Source organism: Isoptericola sp. 178 (assembly GCF_030586525.1).
Taxonomy (GTDB): Bacteria; Actinomycetota; Actinomycetes; order Actinomycetales; family Cellulomonadaceae; genus Isoptericola; species Isoptericola sediminis.
In genome coordinates, this window is the sequence record NZ_JAUQYN010000003.1 from 326,600 (window position 1) to 350,142 (window position 23,543).

Genomic DNA, 23,543 nt, shown 5'->3' on the forward strand with positions numbered 1-23,543 from the left:
CGGAACAGTCTACAGGGACGACAGCAGCGCCTGCCCGGCCACCCCGAGCGACCCCGCCCACACCAACGAGGCGAGGCTGCCCACGACGAACCGCTCCCCCGCCACGGGGTGCTCGCGCAGCTCCGGCAGCCGGCCCAGCGCCTTGACGGCGACGACGACGGCGACCCCCTCCGGGTAGCCGGCCAGGACGGTGCCGGTGATCGCGAACCGCTCGAGCAGACCGATCCACGTGCCGTTGCCGAGCACGGCCAGCGCCTCGGCCTGCGCCCGCGCCCCGGCCCGGGACTCGGCGTGCCGCAGCACGAGGGGCACCAGCCAGGCACCACCCCCGACGCTCAGGGCGAGGGTGACCACCCACAGCCCGACGGCCCACCAGATCATCGCCTCACTCCTCCACCGGTCCGCCGGGTCCGTCCGCGGCGCACGCCGCCACGTCGGCCGCCCGCAGCAGCCGCGCGGCCAGGGGACGCACCGCCAGCTCCTCGGCCCACAGGGCGGTGCGCAGCCGTTGGCTGACCGCCTGCTCGCTCACGCCCAGGACCTCCGCCGTCGCCCGTTGCGGCGCCGCCGACGCCTCCTGCTCGCCGAGGGTATCGACGGCCTCCCAGCCGGCCGGGGACCGACGCGCCGCGACGGCGCCCAGCAGCCGGAGCAGCGACTGGGCGTCCGCGGCGATCGTGGCTCCCGGCTCGTCCGTGGCACCGACGACGGCGAGCGGCACGACGCTGCCGCGCCGCTTGGCGTCCTCGACCGCCTCGCGCGCCCGGACGAACGCCGGGCCGGACGCGGCGCGCGAGGCGGCCGGCAACGGATCCTGCACGGCCCCGACGCCGACGCCGACCGACCAGCCCCCGTCGCGCAGGAGGTCGGCGACGATCTCGACGGCGAGCCGGGCACCGTCGTCGCCGTCCAGCACACCCTGCACCTCGTCGCCGACCGTCCGGTCGAACCCGAGGCGCACGCCGGGCCGCTCGCCGCCCGTGCGGGTGCGCAGCAGCGCGAGCACCTCCGGCACGAGGTCACCCCGGGTGGTGCTGTCCCGCTGGTCCACCGTCAGCACGATCATGGATCAAGCATAGAGTCTTGATGGTGCCTGATCAAGCAAGAGGACTTGATATGCGGTGATCTAGTGCGAGAGCTTGTGAGAGATCGCCTCGAGCGCCAGGCGGTAGGAGTCGAAGCCGAACCCGGCCACGGTCCCCGTCGCGATGCCGGCGACCACCGAGTAGTGCCGGAACGACTCCCGCGCCGCCGGGTTGGACAGGTGCACCTCGACCAGCAGCAGCGACGACGTCGTCACCTGGGCCGCGGCGTCCCGCAGCGCATAGCTGTAGTGGGTGAAGGCTGCAGGGTTGAGGACGACGTGCGACCGCGAGTCCACGGCCTCGTGCAGCCAGCCCACGATCTGCGCCTCGTCGTCGGTCTGGCGCACCTCCACGTCCAGACCGAGCCGCGCGCCCCAGTCGTCGGCGACCTCGCGCAGGTCCGCCATCGACGCGTGGCCGTAGATCTCCGGCTCGCGCACGCCGAGCCGGCCGAGGTTCGGGCCGTTGAGGATCATCACGCGCGGTGTGTCGGTCATGTCCCGAGCCTAGCCAGCACTCCCCCGCCCGGTCACCGGGCCGACCACCCGCGCCAGCGCTCCACGGCGAGCCGGACCACCGGACCGGACGGTCGCGCGCGTCGGTACGGCGCGTACCGGGCGGCCAGCGCGTCCAGCGCGGCCTCGCGGCCGGCGTCGCCCGACCGGGCGCGGACGTCCACCCGGACCCACCACAGCCGGTCCCAGTCGTCGTCGTAGACGTCCACCAGCAGCGCCGCCCGCGGGTTGGCCCGCAGGTTGCGCAGCCGGCGCAGGTCGCTCGTCCGCTTGGGCTTGTGGTCGACGGCGGTCACCACGTCGACCCGGTCCGGGGCGCCATCCAGCGCGGGAACCACGGCGAACGTCACCGGCACCAGGTGCGGCACGTCGTCGGCGGAGGTGGCGAGCACCGCATGACGTGCCGCGGCGAACCGGCGGCGGCAGGTGGCCGCGTCGAGGGCCGGCACGGGCGTCTACACCGGCCGGCGCGTCCGGAGGGCGTCGATCTCCTCACGGCGCAGCGTCACCAGCCGGTCCACGACCTCGCCGGGCAGCGGATGGTCGGGCTGGAACGCGATCGACCCCTTCGTCACCCGGAAGTCGGCCAGCCGGTCGGCGAGCGCCACGATCGCCGCCGGGCTGAACGGATAGACACCGACGTGGTGCGCCCGGGCGACGACGGCGAGCAGCGGGCTGTCCCGGTACCGCAGCGCCGGCATGCCGTAGCCGACACCCTCGGTGGCCTCGGGCACGAGCCGACGCGCCCGGGCGACGACGTCGGCCACCGCGGACCGGTCGGGCTCGTCCAGGCCGGCCACGTACGCGGTCACCTGCCCCATGCGACCCATGCTGCGGGCGTCCCGCGTACCTCGCCAGCGGGTCGCACCGGCAGGTCCCGTGGGCAGGTCACGAGGGAGAGGTCAGCGCTCGGCGGGATCGGTGACCACGAGCATGAGCACCAGTCCGGCGAGCAGGACGACGACGATCGCGAGCGTGCCCCAGATCGTCGCACCGGTCAGGGCGATGACGGCGGTCCACAGCGCCGGGGTCAGGAACGAGACGGCGCGGCCGGTGGTGGCGTACAGCCCGAACACCTCCGACTCCCGGCCCGCGGGCGTGACCCGCGCCAGGAACGACCGGGAGGCGGACTGCGCGGGCCCGACGAACGCCGTCAGGGCGAGCCCGGCGATCCAGAACACCGGAGCCCCCAGGGGGTACAGCGCGACGATCGCCGTGCCGCACAGCACCAGGGCGGCCAGCGACCACAGGATCACCGTGCGCGGCCCCAACCGGTCGTCGAAGAGTCCCGCGGCCATGGTGCTCACGCCGGCGATGAGGTTCGCCGCGATGCCGAAGATCATCACGTCGTTGTCGCCGAAGCGATAGGACACGGCCGCGACGATCGCGCCGAAGGTGAACACGCCGGCCAGCCCGTCGCGGTAGACGGCGCTGGCCAGCAGGAACCAGAAGGTCGTGCGCGCGGTGCGCCACAGGTCGACGACGTCCCGCCACAGCTCGACGTAGCCCGCGAAGAACCCCACCCGGGGCCTGTCCGCGGCCGGCGGGGCCTCGGGCACCCGGCGGAAGAGCGGCCAGGCGAAGGCGACGGCCCACAACCCGCACCCGATCGCGATCGCCCGGTAGCCCCAGCCGTCCGAGGTGTCCATCCCGAAGAAGTCCGCGCTGCTGGCCACGACCACCAGGACGAGCGCGACGATCCCGCCCATGTAACCCAGGCCCCAGCCCAGCCCGGAGACGCGACCCACGGTGGACGGCGTCGAGACCTGCGTGAGCATCGCGTTGTAGTTCACCCCGGCGATCTCCCCCGCCACGCTGCCCAGCGACACGAGCGCGGCCCCGAGCGCGAAGTACGCCGGCTCCGCCCGCACGAGGCCGAGACCGAACATCGCCACGACGAGCACGACCGTGCCCCCGGCGAGCCAGGCCTTGCGGCGGCCGGCCACGTCGGCCCGGCGGCCCAGCACGGGTGCGAGCAGGGCCACCAGCACCCCGCCGGCGGTGATCCAGGCGCCCAGCCCGCTGGAGAGCGTGGCCAGGGCGCTCTCCCGGGCCGGGTCGTCCGCGCCCAGCGCCGCCACGGACGGCTCCAGGAAGGCGTCGCTGGTCAGGTACAGGGCGGTGAAGACGAAGGTGACGATCACCGTGTTGAACGGCTGGGTGGCCCAGTCCCACAGGGCCCACGCCACCACGCGACGCCGCCGCTCGGTGGGCGGCAGCGTGGCGAAGGTGGCGGAGGCGCCGTCGTGGCCCGACGACGTCGTCGGTGTCGTGTCGCTCATGGTCGGTGAGTCTGGCGCATCCCGGGGGGTGGCGGGTAGCCCCGCGCGCTCGGGGTGCGGATCTCAGGCGGGTCGGCGGGGCGGCGGGTCTCCCGCGAGCGCCCACCGGATCGCGCGGGTGGCCAGGTGCCCGCCCGCCCGGACGGGCGCGGGCTCACCGCGCAGCGGCCACGGGGCCGGGGTCAGCTCCTGGGCCCACCGGGGCAGCGCCCCGTAGGAGGCCGCAGCGAGCAGGACGTAGGGGCCGCGGGCCGTCCACGGCAGCGGGGGTTCGGCGAGCAGGAACCGGGCGACGTCGCGCGAGGCGTCCGTGGCGGCGAGCTCGTCGCGGTACTCGTCCAGGGCCTTGCGCAGCTCGGTCCGCGAGCGTGGTGGCCGGTCCGCGCCGAGCCGCTCGGCGACGGTCGCGGTCTCGGCGAGGTAGGCGTCGCACCCGGCGTCGTCGAGCGGGCGGCGGCCGTACCGCTGGTGGGCGCCGAGGAAGCTGTCGACCTCGGCGACGTGCACCCAGCGCAGCAGCCACGGGTCGTCGGCCGCGTAGGGGCGTCCGTCGGGCGCGACGCCGGCGACGCGCGCGTGCACGGCCCGGACGACGTCGACCGCCCGCTGGGCGTCGTCCGCGGTGGCGAAGGTGGTCTCGGCGAGGAACGTGCTGGTGCGGCCCAGCCGGCCCCACGGGTCGCCCCGGTAGCCGGAGTGGTCCGCCACGGCCGCCATGGCCAGGGGGTGCAGCGACTGCAGCAGCAGGGCGCGGACCCCGCCGACGAACATGGAGGCGTCGCCGTGCACGCGGGCGATGGCGGAGTCGTCGGCGAACCAGCGCGGCCCGGGGCTCGTGTGGATGCGTTCGCGCGCGGCACGCCCGGCGCTGCCGCCGGAGACCTGTTCGAAGAGCTGCCGGCCGGCGCGGCGCTGGAGATGGCGCAACGGGGATCGCACGGACCCATTCTGCGCCAGGTCCGGGGATGCTCCGGTAGGTTGCCGGTGTGCGCGACGACACCGTGGCCACCACCTGGCGGCCGGACGAGCTGCTGGGCGGGCCGTTCGAGAGCACGCCGGTCGGCGGGGGCACGCTGGTGCGCTCGGCCACGGCTCCCCCGCGTCCGCGCGCCGTGGTGCTGCACCTGCACGGCTACAACGACTACTTCTTCCAGGACCACTTCGCCCGGGCGCTCGAGGAGCAGGGCGTCGCCCTGCTGGGCGTCGACCTGCCGGGCGCGGGACGCTCGCTGCGCGCCGACCAGATCCCGCACTTCGTCACCGACCTGCGCGAGCACGGCCCCGCGCTCACCGCCGCGGTGCACGCCGCCCGGGCGGCCGCGCACGGCGTCCCGCTCGTCCTGCACGCGCACTCGACCGGCGGGCTGCTGGCGGCGCTGTGGGCGCACGCCCACCGGGGCCGGGGCGACGTCGACGCCCTCGCGCTGGACAGCCCGTTCCTCGACCTGCACGCCTCGTGGCTGCAGCGCACCCTGGGCACCTGGGTGCTGGACGCCGTCGGACCGTGGTCGCCGACGGCGGTGCTGTCGACGACCCCGTCCGTGTACGCCACGCACCAGCTCGCGACGAACGGCGGCCGGTGGGACTTCGACGTGCGCTACAAGAGGCCCGAGGGTCAGCCGGTCCGTGCCGGGTGGCTGCGCGCGGTGCGCCGCGGCCAGGCCCGGGTGGCGCGAGGGCTGGCCATCGACGTCCCGGTGCTGGTGGCACGCTCGGACCGCTCCGGTCCGGACGTGGCGACCAACCCCGACCTCGACGTCCAGGACACTGTGCTCGACGTCGCGCAGATCGCCCGGCTGGCACCGCGCCTGGGCGATCGGGTCGACACCCTGACCGTGCCGGGCGGGGTGCACGACCTGCTGCTGTCCCGCGAGGAGCCCCGCCTGCGGTACCTCACCGGCCTGACGGGCTGGATCGACGACGTCGTGACAGGGTCGAAGCCATGAACGAGCACCGCAGCACCCACCCGTACCTCGACCCGCGCCCCGGCACCCCCGGCCGGCGAGTGGTCGCGCTGGCGCACCGGGGCTTCTCCCACGGGGACGAGAACCTGGAGAACTCGATGGCCGCGTTCGAGGCGGCCGTCGACCTCGGTTTCGGCTACGTGGAGACCGACGCGCACGGCACCCGCGACGGCGTCGCCGTCGCGCTGCACGACTCCTCGCTGGACCGCACCACCGACGGCAGCGGCGAGGTGGCCGACCAGACCTGGGACCAGGTGTCGCGCGCCCGGATCGGCGGGCAGGAGCCCGTGCCCCGGCTGGACGACCTGCTGGGCACCTGGCCGGACCTGCGGGTCAACATCGACGTCAAGGGAGACTCGAGCATCGAGCCCGTGGCCGAGGCGATCGAGCGCACCGCGAGCCACGACCGCGTGTGCGTCACGTCGTTCTCCCCGGGCCGGCGCCGGCGCACGCTGGCGAGGATGTCCCGGCCGGTGGCCACCAGCGCGGGCACGAGCGAGGTGCTCGGGTTCCTCGCCGGGGCACGGCTGCGGGTCCCCGGTCTCGTGCAGCGGGCGTTGCGCGACGTCGACGCCCTGCAGGTGCCGCCCGCGCAGGGCGGCGTCACGGTGGTGGACGCCGCCACGGTGGCCGCGGCGCACCGCGCGGGTCGGCACGTGCACGTCTGGACGATCAACGACCCGGACGAGATGCGCCGGCTGCTCGACCTCAACGTCGACGGCATCGTCACCGACCGCGCCGACCTGCTGCGCGACGTCCTGCGCGAGCGGGGCCTCTGGTCCTGACCGACCCGTTGTGGGCATGAAAAATGCGGGTTCCCGCTGCCGGGACCCGCATTTTTCATGCCCACAACGGGCGGGGGTCAGGCGCCGAGCTGGACGGTGACCCCCGGGTTGCCCGACGGCGGTTCCTTGGAGATCTCGGCGTAGGCGGCCGCGAGGACCGTCGGGTCGGGCCCCTCGAGCCGCACCGGCTTGGCGACGTCGTCGAGCACGACGAAGCGCAGCAGGTCGCCGCGCGTCTTCTTGTCGCGGCGCATGGCGGCCAGGAGCTGGTCCCAGCGGTCCCCGCGGTACGTCGTCGGCAGCCCGAGGGCCGTGAGGATCTCCCGGTGCCGGTCGACGACGGCGTCGTCGAGCTTGCCGCCGAGGCGTCCCAGCTCGGCGGCGAAGACCATGCCCACGGCGACGGCCGCGCCGTGCCGCAGCTGGTACCGCTCGACCAGCTCGATCGCGTGGCCCAGGGTGTGCCCGTAGTTGAGGATCTCGCGCAGGCCCTGCTCGGTGAGGTCCTCCCCCACGACGCGCGCCTTGACGCGCACCGACCGCTCGATGAGCTCGGTCAGGACGTCCCACGTCTCCTCGGAGGTGTTCGGTCCCTCCCACTCGCGGATCGCGTCGGCGTGCTCCTCGACCAGCTCCAGGATCCGCTCGTCGGCGATGAACCCGGTCTTGACCACCTCGGCCATACCCGCCACGAGGTCCCACCGCTCCAGCGACTCCAGCGCGGCCAGGTCGCACAGCACGCCGGCCGGCGGGTGGAACGCGCCGACGAGGTTCTTGCCCTCGGCGGTGTTGATGCCCGTCTTGCCCCCGACGGCCGCGTCGACCATGGCGAGCAGCGTGGTCGGCACGTGCACGACCCGGATGCCGCGCAGCCAGGTGGCCGCGACGAACCCGGCCAGGTCCGTCGTCGCGCCGCCGCCGACCGCGACGATCGCGTCCGAGCGGGTGAAGTCGGCCTGGCCCATGACCTGCCAGCAGAAGGCCGCGACCTGCGCCGTCTTCTGCTCCTCGGCGTCGGGGAGCTCGGCGGCGAACGCCTCGTACCCCTGCGCGGCGAGGTCCTCGCGCACGGCGTCCCCGGTGGCCTGCAGCGAGGCCGGGTGCATCACCAGGACCCGGCGCACCCCCTCCCCGAGCAGGGTCGGGATCTCCCCGAGCAGGTGGCGGCCCACGACGACGTCATAGGGCTTGTCACCGGACACGGTCACGCGGACCGTCATGAGCGGACCTCCTGAAGGATCTCGTCGGCGACCTGCGCGGCGGTGCGCTCGTCGGACACCACCACCGTGGTCGCCAGTCGTTCGTAGGTGGGGCGGCGCGCCTGCATCAGCTCGGCCCAGCGGCCGCGCGGGTTGCCCACCAGCAGCGGGCGCGACCGGTTGAACCCGACCCGCGGGGCCGCCTGCGCCAGGGAGACGTCCAGGAACACGACGGTCCCCCCGTCGGCCGCGTAGCCCGTCAGGGCGCTCTGGGTGTGCGCGTCCATGACGGCACCGCCGCCCAGGGCCAGGACGCCGTCGTGGGTGGCGAGGGCCGTGGTGACGGCCTCGCGCTCGAGCTCGCGGAACCGGGGCTCGCCGTCGTCGACGAAGATGTCGGCCACCGCCTTGCCGGCCGTGCGCTCGACGTCGGCGTCGGTGTCCCGGAACGCGACGCCCAGGCGCTCGGCGAGGATCCTGCCGACCGTGGTCTTGCCGCTGCCGGGCGGGCCCGTGAGCACCACCCGCGGTCGCGTCGCCGTCATCGCAGCAGCTCGGGGATCGACGCCAGGTAGGCCTCGGCGTTGCGCCGCACCTCGGCGACCGAGTCGCCGCCGAACTTCTCCAGGGCGACCTGCGCGAGTTCCAGGGCGACCATCGCCTCGGCCACGACGGCGGCCGGCGGCACCGCGCACACGTCAGATCGCTGGTGGTGGGCGGTGACCTCCTCGCCGGTGGCGACGTCGACGGTCGCCAGGGCGCGGGGCACGGTGGAGATGGGCTTCATCGCGGCCGAGACCCGCAGCACCTCGCCGTTGCTCATGCCGCCCTCGATACCGCCGGCCCGGTTGGACCGGCGCACGATCCGGCCGTCGGCGTCCCGCTCGATCTCGTCGTGCGCCGCCGACCCGCGACGGCGGGCCGTGCGGAAGCCGTCGCCCACGCCCACGCCCTTGATCGCCTGGATCCCCATGAGGGCGGCGGCGAGGCGGGCGTCGAGGCGGCGGTCGGAGTGCGTGTAGGTGCCCAGGCCGGTCGGGACGTCGTAGGCGAGCACCTCGACGACGCCGCCGAGGGTGTCGCCGTCCTTGCGGCAGGCGTCGATCTCCGCGACCATCGCCTCGCTCGTGGGGCCGTGGAAGCAGCGCACCGGGTCGGCGTCCAGCGCGGCGACGTCGTCGGGCGTGGGCAGGTCGGCGGCCTCGGGGACCTCGACGGTCCCGATGGCGGTCACGTGGCTGACCAGCCGCACGCCGAGCGCCTGCTCGAGGAACTTGGCCGCGGCGGTGCCCAGCGCCACCCGTGTCGCGGTCTCCCGGGCGCTGGCCCGCTCCAGGACCGGCCGGGCGTCGTCGAACCCGTACTTGCGCATGCCCACCAGGTCGGCGTGGCCGGGGCGCGGGCGGGTCAGCGGCCGGTTGCGGGCGATCTCGCGCTCGTCGCCGGTGCCGGCGTCGCGCAGCAGCGCCTCGCGCGGCACGGGGTCGGCGGACATCACGTCGACCCACTTGGGCCACTCGGTGTTCGCGATCTCGATCGACAGCGGACCGCCCTGGGTCACGCCGTGGCGCAACCCGCCCAGGACGCGGACCTCGTCCTTCTCGAACTTCATCCGGGCGCCGCGGCCGTAGCCGAGGCGGCGCCGGGCGAGGGCGTCCTGGATGTCGGAGGTGAGGATCTCCACCCCGGCGGGCAGTCCGTCCATCAGGCCCACCAGGGCCTGACCGTGCGACTCCCCGGAGGTCAACCAGCGCAGCATGCTCGCGATTCTGTCACGCCCGCGGGGCGACCGACGTCGACGGTCGGATGGCGGACGTCACCCCCGGGCGGTCGTGCTCAGCCCGTCGGGGCTCCGAGCGCTCGCTGCAGCGCGGCGTCCATGGCGTCGACGGGCCCGGGACGACCGGTCATCAGCCGGACCTGCTCCACCGCCTGGTGCAGCAGCATCCGCTCCCCGCCGACGACGGTCCCGCCGGTCGCCGCCCACGCCTGGGACACGGCGGTCGGGCGCGGGTCGTAGACGACGTCCAGCAGCACGCCGTGAACGCGTGTCCCCCGTGTCCGCAGCGACGCGGCGACCGGGTCCGCGGCACGGGCCGGCATGGTCGAGACCACGACGTCGGCGTCGGCGAGCACGTCGGGGGCCGTTGCGGTGTCGAGCACCTCGTACCGCGGCGTCACGCCCATCCGTGCGGCGGCCTCCTGCAACGGCCCGGTCCGCCCGAGGTCACGCACGAGCACCAGCGGTGCCGTGCACCCCAGCTCGCCGAGGGCGGCCAGCGTGGACGCGGCGGTCGCTCCCCCGCCGAGCACGACGGCATCGCGCACCGTCACGTCGCGGGTGCCGTGCCGCTCGGTCAGTCCCTCACGGACCGCCTGCACCAGCCCGTGCACGTCGGTGTTGGTCCCGGTGAGGGACACACCGGCCCGTGCCGGAGCGACCAGCACCGTGTTGACGGCACCGACCACCTGCGCCAGCGGGTCGACGTGGTCGACCAGCTTCATCACCGCGTGCTTGAGCGGCATGGTGACGCTCAGCCCCGCCCAGGCCAGGTCCAGACCGCGCACGACCCCGGACAGCTGCTCCACGGTCGTGTCGATCGCGGAGTACTGCCATCCCTCGAGACCGAGCGCCTCGTACGCCGCCGTGTGCAGGGTCGGCGACAGCGAGTGCGCGACCGGGTGTCCCACGACGGCCGCGCGCCTCACCGCTGCCATCAGTAGCCGTTCTCCGCTTCCCAGGCGCGCAGCTCCGCGACGTTCTGCTGGTGCTCCTCGAACGTCTCGGCGAACTTGGTCTCGCCCGTGTCGAGATTGACCGCGACCCAGAAGATCCAGTCACCCTCCGGCGGGTTCGCGACGGCCTCGACCGAGGCGGCTCCGGGGTTCGCGATGGGCCCCGGCGGCAGCCCGGCGTGCTGGTACGTGTTGTACGGGTTGCTCGGATCGTTGGTGTCGTCCCGGGTCAGCTCGGTGCCGGGGATCCCGAGACCGTAGGCGACCGCCGCATCGATCTGCAGACGCTGGCCGATGTCCAGACGATTCTCGATGGCCCGAGCCATCTTCGGACGGTCCTCGTCGGCCCGGGCCTCACGCTCGACGAGCGACGCCTTGATGAGCACGTTCTGCCGGTCGTCCTTGGCCACGCCCAGCGAGTCGAGCTCGGCCTTGGTCTGGTCGATCATCGTCGACAGCAGGTCGACGGCCGTGTCCCCCGGCTGGACGGCGTAGGTCTTGGGGAACAGCCAGCCCTCGGCGTCGCCGTCGGCCTCGCCGGGCAGCCCGATCTTCTTGGGCGAGTCCAGGGCCGCGGACAACTCGTCCTGCGTGATGGGCGTGACGGAGGCGATCTTGTCGACGACCTGCTCGACCGTGAACCCCTCGGGGATGGTCACGTTGGTCTCGACCTTCTCGTTCGCGACCAGCGCCTCGACCGCGTCGGCGGCACGCATCTGGGTGTACAGCTCGTAGGTGCCCGGCTGGATGCCGGACGCACCCGGCGTGGCGTCGAACGCCGCGTTGAACGCGCCCACGCTGGCGACCACGTCGGCCTCCACGAGCGCCGACCCCATCATCGCGCCCGTGGCGCCCTCGGGGATCTTGACCTGCACCGGGTCGACACCGGGTCCGGCGTAGTCCTCGGGCGCCGAGTCGAACAGGTCGAACCCCGACAGCGAACTGCCGAGCCGGTCGACGAGGAAGTAGCCGCCGACGCCGAGGACGCCGAGCAGCACCACGAGGATGACGGCCGTGCGACGCTGCCGCTGGCGCCTGCGCTTGCGCGCCGCGCGCTTGCTCGCCGCTGAGCGTCCCCGCGACGGCGAGGCGTGCCGCTGGACGGTGGTGGTCTCGAAGAGATCCGTCACGCCGGAAACATCCTTCTCATGGAACGGTCACTGGACATGCTCTCACGCCACCTCGACCAGCTCGCCGACCCGGTCCCCCGTGGTCCGCTCCGCCTCGAGTGCGTGTTGCAGAATGATAACGGCTGCGGCTTGGTCGATGACAGGGCGGTGCTTGGCCGTCTTCTTGCCCGCGGCCCGGAGCTGGGCATGGGCCGTCACCGTCGTCATCCGTTCGTCCACCAAGCGGACCGGCACCGGATCGACCGCGGCGGCCAGTCGGCCCGCGAACTCCCGGGCGTCCGTGGTCGCGGCCCCCTCGTTCCCCGACAGGTGCCGGGGCAGGCCGACGTAGACCACGGCGGCCGACCGCTCGGCGACCTCCGCAGCGATCCGCGCGACGTCCGCCGTCGGCCCCGGCGCACCGTCCGTGCCGGTCGGCACGGACAGCACGCGGCCCACGGTCTCGACCGGCGTGGCGACCAGCCCGTCCGGGTCGGACCCCGCCAGGCCGATCCGGGCCCTGCCGACGTCGACGCCGAGCCGGGCACCACGCGGCAGCGCGTCAAGCACCGGCGGCCTCGCGCACCTGGGCCCGGACGCCGTCGAGCGCCGCCGGGACCGCCCCGACGTCGGAGCCGCCGCCCTGGGCGAGGTCCGGCTTGCCGCCGCCCCCGCCGCCGAGGGTCCGGGCAGCGGTCTTGACGAAGTCCCCGGCCCGCAGGCCGGCGTCCCGCGCCGCCGCGTTGGTGGCGACGACGACGAGCGGACGACCGTTCGACTCCCCGGCGACCGCGACGACGGCGGCGTCCGACTCGCCGAGCCGGCCCCGGACGTCCAGCGCGAGCGTGCGCAGGTCGTCCGCGGAGCCGACCTCCCCGGCGTCGTGCGCGACGACCCGCACGTCGCCTTCGCGGGACGCCTCGGCGGCCAGCGTCGCGGCCTGCGCCAGCAGCTGTCCCTGACGCAGGGTGGCGAGCTCCTTCTCGGTGTCCCGCAGGCGGCTCATGAGCGAACCCACCCGGTCGGTCAGCTCCTCGGGCCGCGCGTTGAGCATGCCGGTCAGCTGACCGACCAGCGCGTGCTCCTTGGCGTGGAAGCCGTAGGCGCCGGCGCCGACCAGCGCGTCGACACGGCGCACCCCCGAGCCGATGGACGACTCCCCGAGCAGCGCCACCCGACCGACCTCGCCGGTCGCGCCGACGTGCGTGCCGCCGCACAGCTCGCGCGACCACTCGCCGCCGATGGAGACGACCCGGACGTTCTCGCCGTACTTCTCCCCGAAGAGGGCCATCGCACCCAGCTCCTTGGCCCGGGACAGGGGCATGACGGCGTCGGTGACCTCGAGGTTCTCCGTGAGCCGCTCGTTGACCCGCTCCTCGATCTCGCTGAGCTGGGCGGCCGAGACGGCCGTGGGCGAGCGGAAGTCGAACCGGACCCGGCTCGGCGCGTTCTCCGACCCGGCCTGGGTACGGTCCTCGCCGACCATCTCGTGCAGCGCCTTGTGGATCATGTGCGTCGCCGAGTGCGCCCGACTGATGGCCACGCGCCGACCGGCGTCGATCGTGGCGGTCCCGGGGTCGCCGAGCGCCACGGTGCCCTCCACCAGACGGCCGCGGTGCACGGACAGCCCCGCCACGGGACGCTGCACGTCGTCGACCTCGATCGTGGCGCCGGAGTCCAGCGTGATGGTGCCCTGGTCCGCGAGCTGGCCACCGGCCTCGGCGTAGAACGGCGTCCGGTCCAGGACGACCTCGACGTCCGCGGGGGCCGTGGCGGCCGGCGCGGACGCGCCGTCCACGAGCAGCCCCTCGACGTGCACCGAGGCCTGGTGGTCGGAGTACCCGAGGAACTCGACGGGGGCCGAGAGCTTCTTGGACAGCTCCTCGTAGGCCCGCAGGTCCCCGTGGCCGGTCTTCTTCGCCAGCGCGTCGGCGCGCGCCCGCTGCTTCTGCTCCGCCATGAGGTCGCGGAACGCCTTCTCGTCGACCCGGACGCCCTGCTCGGCGGCCATCTCGAGGGTCAGGTCGATCGGGAACCCGTAGGTGTCGTGCAGCTGGAAGGCCTCGGCCCCGCCGAGGACGACCGGACCGCCCTCGGAGGTCTTCTTGGCGCGCTGCACCGCGGTGTCCAGGATCGTCGTGCCGGAGGCGAGCGTGCGCCGGAAGGCGTCCTCCTCGCCGTAGGCGACGTCGGCGATGCGCCCGAAGTCCGTCTCGAGCTCGGGGTAGGACGCCTTCATCGCGTCCTTGGAGACCGGCAGCAGGGCGGGCAGTGCCTGCTCGTCGACGCCGAGCAGGCGCACCGCGCGCACCGCGCGGCGGATGAGGCGCCGCAGCACGTAGCCGCGACCCTCGTTCGCGGGGCGGACGCCGTCGCCGATGACCATCAGCGCCGAACGCACGTGGTCCGCGACGACGCGCATGCGCACGTCGTCCTCGAGGTTCGCGCCGTAGCGCTTGCCGGTCATCTCCTCAACCGTGGCGATGACGGGGTAGACCTCGTCGATCTCGTAGAGGTTCTCCTTGCCCTGGAGGAGGTAGGCGATGCGCTCGAGCCCGGCGCCGGTGTCGATGCTCTTGTGGTCGAGCTCGCCCAGCAGCGGGTAGCTCTTGCCCTGTCCCTCACCGCGGACGAACTCGTCGAAGACGAGGTTCCAGATCTCCAGGTACCGGTCGCCGCCCGGGTCCACCGTCCCGCCCTCGGCCTCGGGTCCGTAGGCCGGACCGCGGTCGTAGTGCCACTCGGCGCAGGGGCCGGCCGGGCCGGGCTGGCCCGTGTCCCAGAAGTTCTCCTCGCGCGGCAGCCGCACGACGTGCTTCGGGTCCAGGCCGATGCCCTTCGTCAGGGCGTCGTAGGCCTCGGTGTCCTGCTCCCAGATGGTGACCCACATGCGGTCGCCGTCGAAGCCGTAGCCACCGGCGCCCTGCTCGGTCGTCAGCAGCTCCCACGCGAAGTCGATGGCCTCGCGCTTGAAGTAGTCGCCGAACGAGAAGTTGCCGTTCATCTGGAAGAACGTGCCGTGCCGCGTCGTGCGCCCGACGTTCTCGATGTCGTTGGTGCGGATGCACTTCTGCACGCTGGCGGCCCGGGGCCAGGGCGCCTTCTCGGTGCCGAGGATGTACGGGATGAACGGCACCATGCCGGCGATCGTGAAGAGGATCGACGGGTCCGGCGAGACCAGCGGGACGCTCGGGACGATCTCGTGGTCCTTCGAGCGGAAGTAGTCCAGCCAACGCTGGCGGATGTCGGCGGTGCGCATGGTGTCCTTCGTCAGAGTCGTTGCCTGGTGGCCCTGGGGCCATTGTCCCGCGCCGGAGCGGTGCCGGCGGCGGGCTCAGAACGAGTAGCCCAGCTCGTCCTCGTCGGCGCGCGTAGCGGCCTCCGGGTCGACGGCGGCGTGTCGGCCGCGGCGGGCCCGGACGTCGACGTCGTCCGGGTGCGGCTGGCCCTCGGCGAGCAGCGCCGCGACGAGCTCGTCCTCGCGGGACTCGCGGGCCACGGAGAACTCGTGCCGGAACGTCTCCAGGAAGGTCCCGGTGCGGCGCGAGACGTCACGTCCGAGATCCTCGGCACGTGCGGCGACGGCCTCGGGGGTGTAGCGGGCCACCAGCCGCCGACCACGCTGGATCACGACGACCGTGATCGTCACGCCCACGCCCACCCAGAACAGCCGCCGCGTCATCGCGACGCCCCGTTCCCGGTCGACGACCGCCAGGCCTTGCCCAGGCCCTGGCGCACGCCGTAGGAGAACGCGGCGACCTTGACCAGGGGGCGACCCAGCGTCGAGGCGTACAGACCGGCCAGGGCCGAGACGTTCTCGCTCACCTGGGCGGCGGACGTCGTGATGACGTCGACCTTGACGAGCTGGTCGTTCGTCGAGGACACGGTGCTCGCGGCCTCGTCGAGGATCGGCACGGAGTGCTCCGTGAGCTCACGGATGCTGCGCGAGGTCTCGTCGAGCGTCCGCCCGAGCTTGACCAGCGGGACGGCCAGCAGGCCGACCAGCAGCACGAATGCGATGGCGGCGATCAGTCCCGCCACGTCCCCCACGGTCATCTCTCATCTCCTCGGTCGGGTGAGTCGCCACCCTATCCAAACGACGACGCCCCGTCCCCGATCGGGGGACGGGGCGTCGTGCCTGCTGAGCGCGGTGGCGCTGGATCAGCGGGCGTAGTACTCGACGACCATCTGGACGTCGCAGGTCACGGGGACCTCGGAGCGCTTCGGGGCGCGGGTCAGCGTCGTCGACAGCTTCTCCAGGTTGACGTCCAGGTAGCCCGGGACCTCGGGCAGCACGTCACGGTGCGCACCGGCGGCGGCGACCTGGAACGGCGTCGTGGTCTGCGACTTCGGCTTGACCTGGAGGGTCTGGCCGGGCTTCACGCGGAACGACGGGCGGTCGACGATCTTGCCGTCCACCATGATGTGGCGGTGCGTCACGGCCTGGCGCGCCTGCAGGATGGTGCGGGCGAAACCGGCACGGAGCACCAGCGCGTCGATGCGGGTCTCCAGGTCCTCGACCATGACCTCACCGGTCAGACCCGGGTGCTTGCGGGCGTTCTCGTAGACCTTGAGCAGCTGCTTCTCGCGCAGCGCGTACTGGGCGCGCAGACGCTGCTTCTCGCGCAGACGCACCGCGTAGTCGGACTCGGTGCGGCGACGGGCACGGCCGTGCTCGCCCGGGGGGTACGGACGCTTCTCGAAGTGGCGGACGGCCTTCGGGGTGAGGGCCAGACCGAGCTTGCGGCTCAGGCGCACCTGGCGGCGCGACTTGCGGACTGCAGTCACAGTGTTCTTCCTGTCCTGTCGTGGTTCTGAGGTCACACCCGAGGCGCAGTGGTCCGTGGACCAGGACGTCGGGTGCGGGACCAGCCGACGGAACCCTCGTCGACACCGTGACGATGTCGCAGGAGGAGTTCGCAGGGCCGAGGTCCCAGGTGGTCGCCGCGCGGGCAACCCGTCCATGTTACCCCATCGCCGCCGCGCCCCCGTGCCGTCCCCGCCGTCGTCACGCGACGGCGGTCAGGACCCGCCGTCGAGGATCTGCCGGATCCGGTCCAGCCGTTCACCGACCTGCCGCTCGAAACCCCGGTCGGTGGGTTCGTAGTACCGGCGCCCCGCCAGCTCGTCGGGCAGGTACCGCTGCGCGGCGACGCCGTGCGGCTCGTCGTGGGCGTAGCGGTACCCCTTCCCGTGGCCGAGCTTCTCCGCACCGGCGTAGTGGGCGTCACGCAGGTGGGCGGGGACCACCCCGACGCGACCCGCCGAGACGTCCGCGAGCGCCGCGCCGATCCCCGCGTACGCGCGGTTGGACTTCGGTGCCGTGGCCAGGTGGACCACGGCCTCGGCGAGCACGATCCGCCCCTCGGGCATCCCGACGAGCTGGACGGCCTGCGCCGCGGCGACGGCCGTCTGCAGAGCGGAGGGGTCCGCCATCCCGACGTCCTCGGCGGCCGAGATCACCAGCCGGCGGGCGATGAACCGGGGGTCCTCCCCTGCCGCGACCATGCGCGCGAGGTAGTGCAGCGCGGCGTCCACGTCGGAGCCGCGGATCGACTTGATGAACGCCGACACGACGTCGTAGTGCTGGTCGCCGTCGCGGTCGTACCGCACGGCCGCCACGTCGACGGCGCGCTCGACGGTGTCCAGGTCGACGGTGACCGGCTCGTCGGGGGCGACCTCGTCACGGGCGTCGCTGAGGGCCGCACCGGCCGCCGCCTCGAGGACCGTCAGGGCCTTGCGCGCGTCGCCGCCGGCCATGCGCACGAGCTGCTCCTCGGCGTCGTCGGCCAGCGTCACGGCACCGTCGAGCCCGCGCTCGTCCCGGATCGCCCGCCGGACCAGGCCGCGCACGTCCTCGGCGGTGAGCGGCCGCAGGGTCAGCAGCAGCGACCGGGACAGCAGCGGGGAGTTGACGGAGAACGACGGGTTCTCGGTGGTGGCCGCCACGAGGGTGACCCACCGGTTCTCCACGCTGGGCAGCAGGGCGTCCTGCTGCGTCTTGGAGAAGCGGTGGACCTCGTCGATGAACAGCACCGTCTCCTCACCGCCGGTGGCGAGCCGGCGCCGGGCGTCCTCGATGACCTGCCGGACGTCCTTGACCCCGGCGGTGACGGCGGAGAGCTCGACGAACCGTCGCCCGGAGCTCGTCGCGACGAGGTAGGCCAGCGTCGTCTTGCCGACACCCGGCGGACCCCACAGGATCACCGAGCCGGGCGCGGCCCGGCGCGCGGCGTCGTCGGCGGGTTCCACCAGGCGCCGCAACGGGGACCCGGCGACGAGCAGGTGCCCCTGACCGGTCACCTCGTCGAGCGAGGCGGGACGCATCCGGACGGCCAGCGGGGCGCCGGCGCCGCTGCGCGCGACCACCGGCGTGCCGTGCTCCCCGGTCGTCGCGGCGTTGAAGAGGTCCATGGGAAGGAGCCTAAGTGCCGCCGCCGACGATCGCACACCTGTTCGACGGCCGTCCCGGGTGCGGCGGCGCGGGGTGCCGCCGCGTGCGGGCGCCGCTGCTAACCTGTCGCGGCGATGCCCGGGCCGCCGGCCTCGTGGGAGGCCGCCACCCTCCCGACGCCGGAACGACAGACAGGGGCCGACCGTGACGCTGGACGCTTGGCTGACGCTCGCCGTGGTGCTGGCGGTGCTGGCGACGCTCGTGCGCGGTCGGGTCTCCCCCGCCGTGACGGTCTTCGCCGGCGCCGTGGCCGTGATGATCCTCGGGGTGGTGCCCGCCGAGGACGCGTTCTCCGGGTTCTCCAACGCGGCGCCGATCACTGTGGCGGCCCTGTACGTGCTGGCGGCCGGGATCGAGAAGACCGGGGCGCTGACCCCGGTGATGCAGTCCACCCTGGGCGAGGACGGCGCCTATCGCCGCCCCCTGGTGCGCACGCTGGCCCCGACGATGGCGGCCTCGGCGTTCCTCAACAACACGCCGATCGTGGCGATGCTCGTGCCCCAGGTGACCGCGTGGGCGAACCGCCGGCGGCTGGCCGTGTCCAAGATCCTCATGCCGGTGTCCTTCGCCGCGGTCCTGGGCGGCCTGCTCACCGTGATCGGGACCTCGACGAACCTCGTCGTGTCGGGCCAGATGTCCACGTTGGGCCTGGAGCCGATCGGGTTCTTCGAGATCGGCAAGGTCGGGCTGCCGATCGCCCTGGTCGGGTTCGTCGCACTGGTCGCCCTGGCGCCCGTGCTGCTGCCCGACCGCCGGTCGGCACGCGCGGAGATGGAGCAGGAGGGCCGGCGGTTCTCGTTCGAGATGATCGTCGAGCCGGGCGGCCCGGTCGACGGTCGCACCGTCGAGCAGGCCCGGCTGCGCGACCTGTCCGGCCTGTTCCTGGCGTCGGTGGACCGCGGGGACACGATCATCGCCCCGGTGCGTCCCGAGACCGTGCTGCGCGGCGGCAACCGGCTGCACTTCGTGGGGCCGATCGACCGCGTGGTCAACCTGCAGGAGATGCGCGGGCTGCGCTCGGCCGAGATGGAGCACGTGCTCGACCTGGACGAGCCCTCGGTGCGCTACTACGAGGCCGTGGTCGGCTCCCGCTCACCGCTGGTGGGACGCACGCTGAAGGACGTGGGCTTCCGCGCCACCTACCAGGCGGCGGTGCTGGCGATCCACCGCTCCGGCCAGCTCGTCGAGAGCCGGCTCGGCACCGAACGGATCCGCCTGGGCGACACCCTGATCCTGGTCAGCGACCCCGACTTCCGCGACCGGTGGCGCGACCGTGCGGACTTCCTCCTGGTGGCCGGCCTGGACGGGCACCCGCCGTCACGGGCGTCGCGCAGCTGGATCCCGGTCGGCCTGCTAGCGGCGGTCGTGGTGCTCGCCGCCACCGGCCTGGTGCCGATCCTGCACGGTTCGCTGGTGGCGGCCATCGTGCTGGTGGCCTCGAAGGTGCTCTCGCCGCTGGAGGCACGCCGCGCGATCGACGTCGAGGTGATCGTCGTCATCGCGTCCGCCTTCGGGCTCGCCGCCGCCATGGAGGCGTCGGGCCTGGCCGACGTCGTGGCGCAGGGCCTGGTGGGACTGTTCGGGGACTACGCCCCCTACGGCGTGCTGCTCGGCCTCGTGCTGGCGACCGTGGTGCTGACCGAGCTCGTGACGAACAACGCCGCGGCGCTGCTGATGCTGCCGGTCGCGGTGAGCACGGCCGCCTCGGCGGGCCTGGACCCGCGGGGCGCGGCGATCGCGGTCGCCGTCGCCGCGTCCGCCTCGTTCCTGTCCCCCATCGGCTACCAGACCAACATGATGGTCTACGGCCCGGGCGGGTACCGGTTCACCGACTACGCGCGTCTGGGGTGGATCCTGACGCTCGTGACGGTGGTGGCCACCGTCGTGCTGGTGCCGACCCTGTGGCCGGCACCAGCCTGACGGCGGCGTGCAGGACGGGCGCGTCAGGCCCCGTCGCCCTCGGGCTCGGCGTCCACGCCGGCCTCCTGGCGCTGCTCCGCGGTGATCGGTGCCGGTGCGTCGGTCAGCGGGTCGTAGCCGCCGCCGGACTTCGGGAAGGCGATGACGTCGCGGATGGACGGCGACTGCGTCAGCAGCGCGACGATCCGGTCCCAGCCGAAGGCGATGCCGCCGTGCGGCGGGGCGCCGAACTTGAAGGCGTCCAGCAGGAAGCCGAACTTCTCCTGGGCCTCCTCGTGACCGATGCCCATGACCTCGAAGATGCGCTCCTGCACGTCCCGGCGATGGATACGGATGGACCCGCCACCGATCTCGTTGCCGTTGCAGACGATGTCGTAGGCGTAGGCGAGCGCGTTGCCCGGGTCGGACTCGAACGTGTCGAGCCACTCCGGCTTCGGGGAGGTGAAGGCGTGGTGCAGGGCGGTCCACGCCGACGTGCCGAGCGCCACGTCCCCGTCGTCGGCGGCCTCTCCCGCCGGCTTGAACAGCGGCGCGTCCACGACCCACACGAACGACCAGGCGTCGTGGTCGATCTGGCCGGTGCGCTCGGCGATCTCCACGCGGGCGGCGCCCAGCAGGGCGCGGGAGTCCGTGGTGCGACCGGCCGCGAAGAACACGGCGTCGCCGGGCTGCGCGCCGGTGACCTCCGCGAGCCCGGCCCGCTCGGTCTCGGACAGGTTCTTGGCGACCGGGCCGCCGAGCGTGCCGTCCTCGGCGAACGTGACGTAGGCGAGGCCCTTGGCGCCGCGCTGCTTGGCCCAGTCCTGCCAGGCGTCGAACTGCCGGCGCGGCTGCGAGGCCCCGCCGGGCATGACGACGGCGCCGACGTACTCGTTCTGGAACACCCGGAACGAGGTGTCGGCGAAGTACTCGGTGAGCTCGACGAGCGGGTTGCCGAACCGCAGGTCGGGCTTGTCCGTGCCGTACAGGCGCATGGCGTCGGCGAAGGTGATCCGCTCGAACGGACGGGGCACCTCGACGTCGACGAGCCGCCAGATCTCGGCGAGCAGCTCCTCGGTCAGCCCGATGACGTCGTCCTGCTCGACGAAGCTCATCTCGACGTCGAGCTGGGTGAACTCGGGCTGCCGGTCGGCCCGGAAGTCCTCGTCGCGGTAGCAGCGCGCGATCTGGTAGTAGCGCTCCAGGCCGCCGACCATGAGGAGCTGCTTGAACAGCTGCGGCGACTGGGGCAGCGCGTACCAGGAGCCGGGCGAGAGCCGGGCCGGCACGAGGAAGTCCCGCGCACCCTCGGGCGTGGAGCGGGTCAGGGTGGGCGTCTCGACCTCGACGAACTCGTGCGAGTCCAGCACGCGCCGCGCCGCGGCGTTGACCTTGGCCCGCAGCCGCATGGCGTGCCCCGGCGCCGGGCGGCGCAGGTCCAGGTAGCGGTGCTTGAGCCGGGCCTCCTCACCGATCGTCTCGGTGTCCGCGAGCGCGGTGGAGACCTGGAAGGGCAGCGCCTCGGAGGTGTTGAGCACCTCGACCTCGGTGGCGATGACCTCGATGTCCCCGGTCGCGAGGTTCGCGTTGGCGTTGCCCTCGGGGCGCCGGGAGACCTCGCCGGTGACGCGCAGCACGAACTCGGAGCGCAGCGGGTGGGCGACCTCCTCGTCCCGGATGACGACCTGGGCGATGCCGGAGGCGTCGCGCAGGTCGATGAAGGCCACTCCTCCGTGATCACGGCGGCGATCGACCCAGCCCGTGAGGATGACGGTCTGGCCGATGTGCTCGGCTCGCAACGAGCCGGCCGTGTGGGTGCGGAGCACGGAAGGTTCCTTTCGCACGATGTCGGGAGTCTCACCGTCGGGTCCGCCGACGGAGTGGGGCGCACGCGACGCCCGTGACATCCTACGGGGGCAACCGCCCCGGACTGCGAGGAGAGATCGATGGCCCGCCAGATTGCGACGAACACCACCGTGGGTCGCGAGGAGCTGACCGAGTTCCTGCGGTCCCGTCACCACGGGGTGCTCGTCACCACCCGCGACGACGGGCGTCCGCAGCTCAGCCCGGTGGCCTTCGGCGTCGACCCGGCGGGGCGCGTCGTGGTCTCGACCTACCCGGAGCGCGCGAAGGCGGTCAACCTGCGCAAGCGCCCGCAGGTGTCGTTCATGGCCCAGAGCGACGACTTCGGCGACGCCTGGGTGCAGGTGGACGGCACGGCGGAGGTCCTGGACATGCCCGAAGCCCTGGAGCCGCTGGTGGAGTACTTCCGGGCTGCGGCCGGCAAGGAGCACCCGGACTGGGACGAGTACCGCGAGGCGATGAAGAAGCAGGACAAGTCGGTGATCCGGATCACCGTGGAGCGGTGGGGCCCGATCGCGACGGGCGGGTTCCCGCCGCGGCTCGCCGACGAGGGCTGAGCGGCCCCCGGTTCAGCCGCGCAGGCGCCGAAGGGCCCGCCGGGCCCGGGTCACCCGCGACGGCGGCCGGGCCTGCAGCTCGACGAGCAGGTCCGCCACGGTGGCGACCGCCGCGTCGGCGACCTGGCGAGGCATCCGCCGGTCGGGATCGACCCAGCGGGGCGCGGGCGGCTCGGGCACCAGGTCGTCGAGGTCACCGTGCACCCGGACCCCCCGGTCCCGCAGCCACCGGGTCCAGCGCTCGGTGCGTTCGACCACCCACGGGTGGTCGTGCGGTCCGATCGTGATCCGGGCGGCCGGTCTCGAGCCCATGCCGGGCACGACGACGGACTCGATGAGGGGCGAGGCGGCCCCTCCCCGTCGGGCGTCGTCACCGAGCTCCCGGTTCAGCCGCCGGAGCAGCCGGGCCTGCGCGACGCCGATCGACTCGTTCACGCGGGCCGCCTCGCGCGGTGCGACGTCGGCCGGGACTCCCAGGGCGTCGAGGAACCTGCGCCAGAGCACGTCCGGTGACCCCGCCGCCGGTGCCGTCACCACGTGGAGCCGGTCGGCGGGCAGGTCCGCACCCCACACCGTCAGCAGCCGGGGGACGTCGAACGACGCCATGAACCCCAGGCGGTTCTCGCGCGCACGACGCATGTACGCCGCGAAGGACCTCGTGCTGCCGAACTTGACCATCTCCTGCCAGCCGCTCGCCAGCTCCCGGGCGAGGTCACGTGCCGTGACCACCACGTGCACCTCGTCCCCGGTCCCGCTCAGGTCCTCGAGGACGCGTCGGGCCTGCTCCTCGGAGGCCGAGGAGAAGATCTCGTGGCTCACGACGACGTCCCCGCGGGACCGTCGCACGGCGCGCCGGAGCCTCGGCCAGGCGTCCCGCAGCGTGCGCGGGTCCAGCCCGTGGTCCTTGCCGGTGACGTCCAGGGCCGCCCGGTAGTGGATCTCGGGGTCGCGGAGCGGACCCAGCGGATAGGTCAGGCCGTGGCGCCGCAGGGCTCGCTCGTTGAGCAGGAGCCGGGACTGCAGCGAGGTCGTGCCCGACTTCGGGGCACCGACGTGCAGGAAGATTCGTCGCGGCATCGCAGCACCATGACACAT

At 73.5% G+C, this 23,543-nt stretch carries 24 protein-coding genes; 4 read left to right on the top strand and 20 right to left on the bottom strand.

Annotation, left to right across the window (positions count from 1 at the left end):
- Window positions 1-9: 9 nt before the first annotated feature.
- The 7 genes from Q6349_RS10650 to Q6349_RS10680 all read right to left on the bottom strand — a co-directional run bounded on the left by Q6349_RS10650 (window position 10) and on the right by Q6349_RS10680 (window position 4,821).
- The gene (locus Q6349_RS10650; protein WP_171248245.1) at window positions 10-381 is read right to left on the bottom strand and encodes a hypothetical protein; all 372 of its coding nucleotides are present in this window, start codon (window positions 379-381) and stop codon (window positions 10-12) included.
- A 4-nt stretch (window positions 382-385) separates the two neighbouring features.
- Window positions 386-1,066 carry a hypothetical protein gene (locus Q6349_RS10655; RefSeq protein WP_304604063.1) on the bottom strand — a complete coding sequence of 227 codons (681 nt, stop codon included), beginning with the start codon at window positions 1,064-1,066 and terminating at the stop codon, window positions 386-388.
- Between the two features lie 60 nt (window positions 1,067-1,126).
- Window positions 1,127-1,582: a type II 3-dehydroquinate dehydratase gene (locus tag Q6349_RS10660; protein WP_171248243.1), complete on the bottom strand. Its 456-nt coding sequence runs from the start codon at window positions 1,580-1,582 to the stop codon at window positions 1,127-1,129.
- Window positions 1,583-1,614: 32 nt separating this feature from the next.
- Complete coding sequence (locus tag Q6349_RS10665) at window positions 1,615-2,049, bottom strand: TIGR03668 family PPOX class F420-dependent oxidoreductase (protein ID WP_304604064.1); 435 nt, start codon at window positions 2,047-2,049, stop codon at window positions 1,615-1,617.
- 6 nt (window positions 2,050-2,055) lie between these two features.
- Window positions 2,056-2,421: an iron chaperone gene (locus tag Q6349_RS10670; protein ID WP_171248241.1), complete on the bottom strand. Its 366-nt coding sequence runs from the start codon at window positions 2,419-2,421 to the stop codon at window positions 2,056-2,058.
- 81 nt (window positions 2,422-2,502) lie between these two features.
- Entirely contained in the window at window positions 2,503-3,882 is a 1,380-nt protein-coding gene (locus Q6349_RS10675) for an MFS transporter (protein WP_304604065.1), read from the bottom strand.
- Window positions 3,883-3,945: 63 nt separating this feature from the next.
- The gene (locus tag Q6349_RS10680) at window positions 3,946-4,821 is read right to left on the bottom strand and encodes an oxygenase MpaB family protein (protein ID WP_304604066.1); all 876 of its coding nucleotides are present in this window, start codon (window positions 4,819-4,821) and stop codon (window positions 3,946-3,948) included.
- A 47-nt stretch (window positions 4,822-4,868) separates the two neighbouring features.
- On the opposite strand from Q6349_RS10680, the gene Q6349_RS10685 reads away from it, so the two are divergent.
- A complete protein-coding gene (locus Q6349_RS10685; protein ID WP_304604067.1) occupies window positions 4,869-5,828 on the top strand; it encodes an alpha/beta hydrolase in 960 nt (319 codons plus the stop codon).
- Window positions 5,825-6,631, top strand: coding sequence for a glycerophosphodiester phosphodiesterase (locus tag Q6349_RS10690; RefSeq protein ID WP_304604068.1), 807 nt, complete (start codon window positions 5,825-5,827; stop codon window positions 6,629-6,631). The genes Q6349_RS10685 and Q6349_RS10690 overlap by 4 nt, the downstream gene beginning before the upstream one ends.
- 77 nt (window positions 6,632-6,708) lie before the next feature.
- Here the strand turns inward: Q6349_RS10690 and aroB are convergent, their stop codons facing one another.
- The 11 genes from aroB to Q6349_RS10745 form a co-directional block, all read right to left on the bottom strand.
- Entirely contained in the window at window positions 6,709-7,851 is a 1,143-nt protein-coding gene (gene aroB / locus Q6349_RS10695) for a 3-dehydroquinate synthase (RefSeq protein WP_304604069.1), read from the bottom strand.
- On the bottom strand, window positions 7,848-8,375 hold the full coding sequence (locus Q6349_RS10700; protein WP_304604070.1) for a shikimate kinase: 528 nt from the start codon (window positions 8,373-8,375) through the stop codon (window positions 7,848-7,850). The genes aroB and Q6349_RS10700 overlap by 4 nt, the downstream gene beginning before the upstream one ends.
- Entirely contained in the window at window positions 8,372-9,589 is a 1,218-nt protein-coding gene (gene aroC, locus Q6349_RS10705) for a chorismate synthase (RefSeq protein WP_304604071.1), read from the bottom strand. Before aroC ends, Q6349_RS10700 begins: the two co-directional genes overlap by 4 nt.
- 77 nt (window positions 9,590-9,666) lie before the next feature.
- Window positions 9,667-10,548, bottom strand: coding sequence for a shikimate dehydrogenase (locus tag Q6349_RS10710; protein WP_304604072.1), 882 nt, complete (start codon window positions 10,546-10,548; stop codon window positions 9,667-9,669).
- A complete protein-coding gene (gene mltG, locus Q6349_RS10715; protein WP_304604073.1) occupies window positions 10,548-11,696 on the bottom strand; it encodes an endolytic transglycosylase MltG in 1,149 nt (382 codons plus the stop codon). The genes Q6349_RS10710 and mltG overlap by 1 nt, the downstream gene beginning before the upstream one ends.
- Before the next feature lie 42 nt (window positions 11,697-11,738).
- Window positions 11,739-12,245 carry a Holliday junction resolvase RuvX gene (gene ruvX, locus Q6349_RS10720; protein ID WP_304604074.1) on the bottom strand — a complete coding sequence of 169 codons (507 nt, stop codon included), beginning with the start codon at window positions 12,243-12,245 and terminating at the stop codon, window positions 11,739-11,741.
- Complete coding sequence (gene alaS, locus Q6349_RS10725) at window positions 12,238-14,934, bottom strand: alanine--tRNA ligase (protein ID WP_304604075.1); 2,697 nt, start codon at window positions 14,932-14,934, stop codon at window positions 12,238-12,240. The genes ruvX and alaS overlap by 8 nt, the downstream gene beginning before the upstream one ends.
- A gap of 75 nt (window positions 14,935-15,009) precedes the next feature.
- Complete coding sequence (locus Q6349_RS10730) at window positions 15,010-15,357, bottom strand: hypothetical protein (protein WP_304604076.1); 348 nt, start codon at window positions 15,355-15,357, stop codon at window positions 15,010-15,012.
- A complete protein-coding gene (locus Q6349_RS10735) occupies window positions 15,354-15,731 on the bottom strand; it encodes a DUF948 domain-containing protein (protein WP_171248228.1) in 378 nt (125 codons plus the stop codon). Before Q6349_RS10735 ends, Q6349_RS10730 begins: the two co-directional genes overlap by 4 nt.
- Before the next feature lie 105 nt (window positions 15,732-15,836).
- On the bottom strand, window positions 15,837-16,463 hold the full coding sequence (rpsD, locus tag Q6349_RS10740) for a 30S ribosomal protein S4 (protein WP_171248227.1): 627 nt from the start codon (window positions 16,461-16,463) through the stop codon (window positions 15,837-15,839).
- 234 nt (window positions 16,464-16,697) lie between these two features.
- Window positions 16,698-18,089 (bottom strand): replication-associated recombination protein A, encoded by a 1,392-nt coding sequence (locus Q6349_RS10745; RefSeq protein ID WP_304604077.1) that lies wholly within the window; start codon window positions 18,087-18,089, stop codon window positions 16,698-16,700.
- Between the two features lie 184 nt (window positions 18,090-18,273).
- On the opposite strand from Q6349_RS10745, the gene Q6349_RS10750 reads away from it, so the two are divergent.
- Entirely contained in the window at window positions 18,274-20,049 is a 1,776-nt protein-coding gene (locus Q6349_RS10750; protein ID WP_171248225.1) for an SLC13 family permease, read from the top strand.
- Between the two features lie 23 nt (window positions 20,050-20,072).
- Here Q6349_RS10750 and aspS read toward each other — a convergent pair whose 3' ends face one another.
- Window positions 20,073-21,854 (bottom strand): aspartate--tRNA ligase, encoded by a 1,782-nt coding sequence (gene aspS / locus Q6349_RS10755; protein ID WP_304604078.1) that lies wholly within the window; start codon window positions 21,852-21,854, stop codon window positions 20,073-20,075.
- Window positions 21,855-21,974: 120 nt separating this feature from the next.
- Here aspS and Q6349_RS10760 point away from each other — a divergent pair, with 120 nt between their 5' ends.
- Window positions 21,975-22,448 carry a PPOX class F420-dependent oxidoreductase gene (locus Q6349_RS10760; RefSeq protein ID WP_304604079.1) on the top strand — a complete coding sequence of 158 codons (474 nt, stop codon included), beginning with the start codon at window positions 21,975-21,977 and terminating at the stop codon, window positions 22,446-22,448.
- A gap of 12 nt (window positions 22,449-22,460) precedes the next feature.
- Here Q6349_RS10760 and Q6349_RS10765 read toward each other — a convergent pair whose 3' ends face one another.
- A complete protein-coding gene (locus Q6349_RS10765) occupies window positions 22,461-23,525 on the bottom strand; it encodes a hypothetical protein (RefSeq protein WP_304604080.1) in 1,065 nt (354 codons plus the stop codon).
- Between the last annotated feature and the right edge of the window lie 18 nt (window positions 23,526-23,543).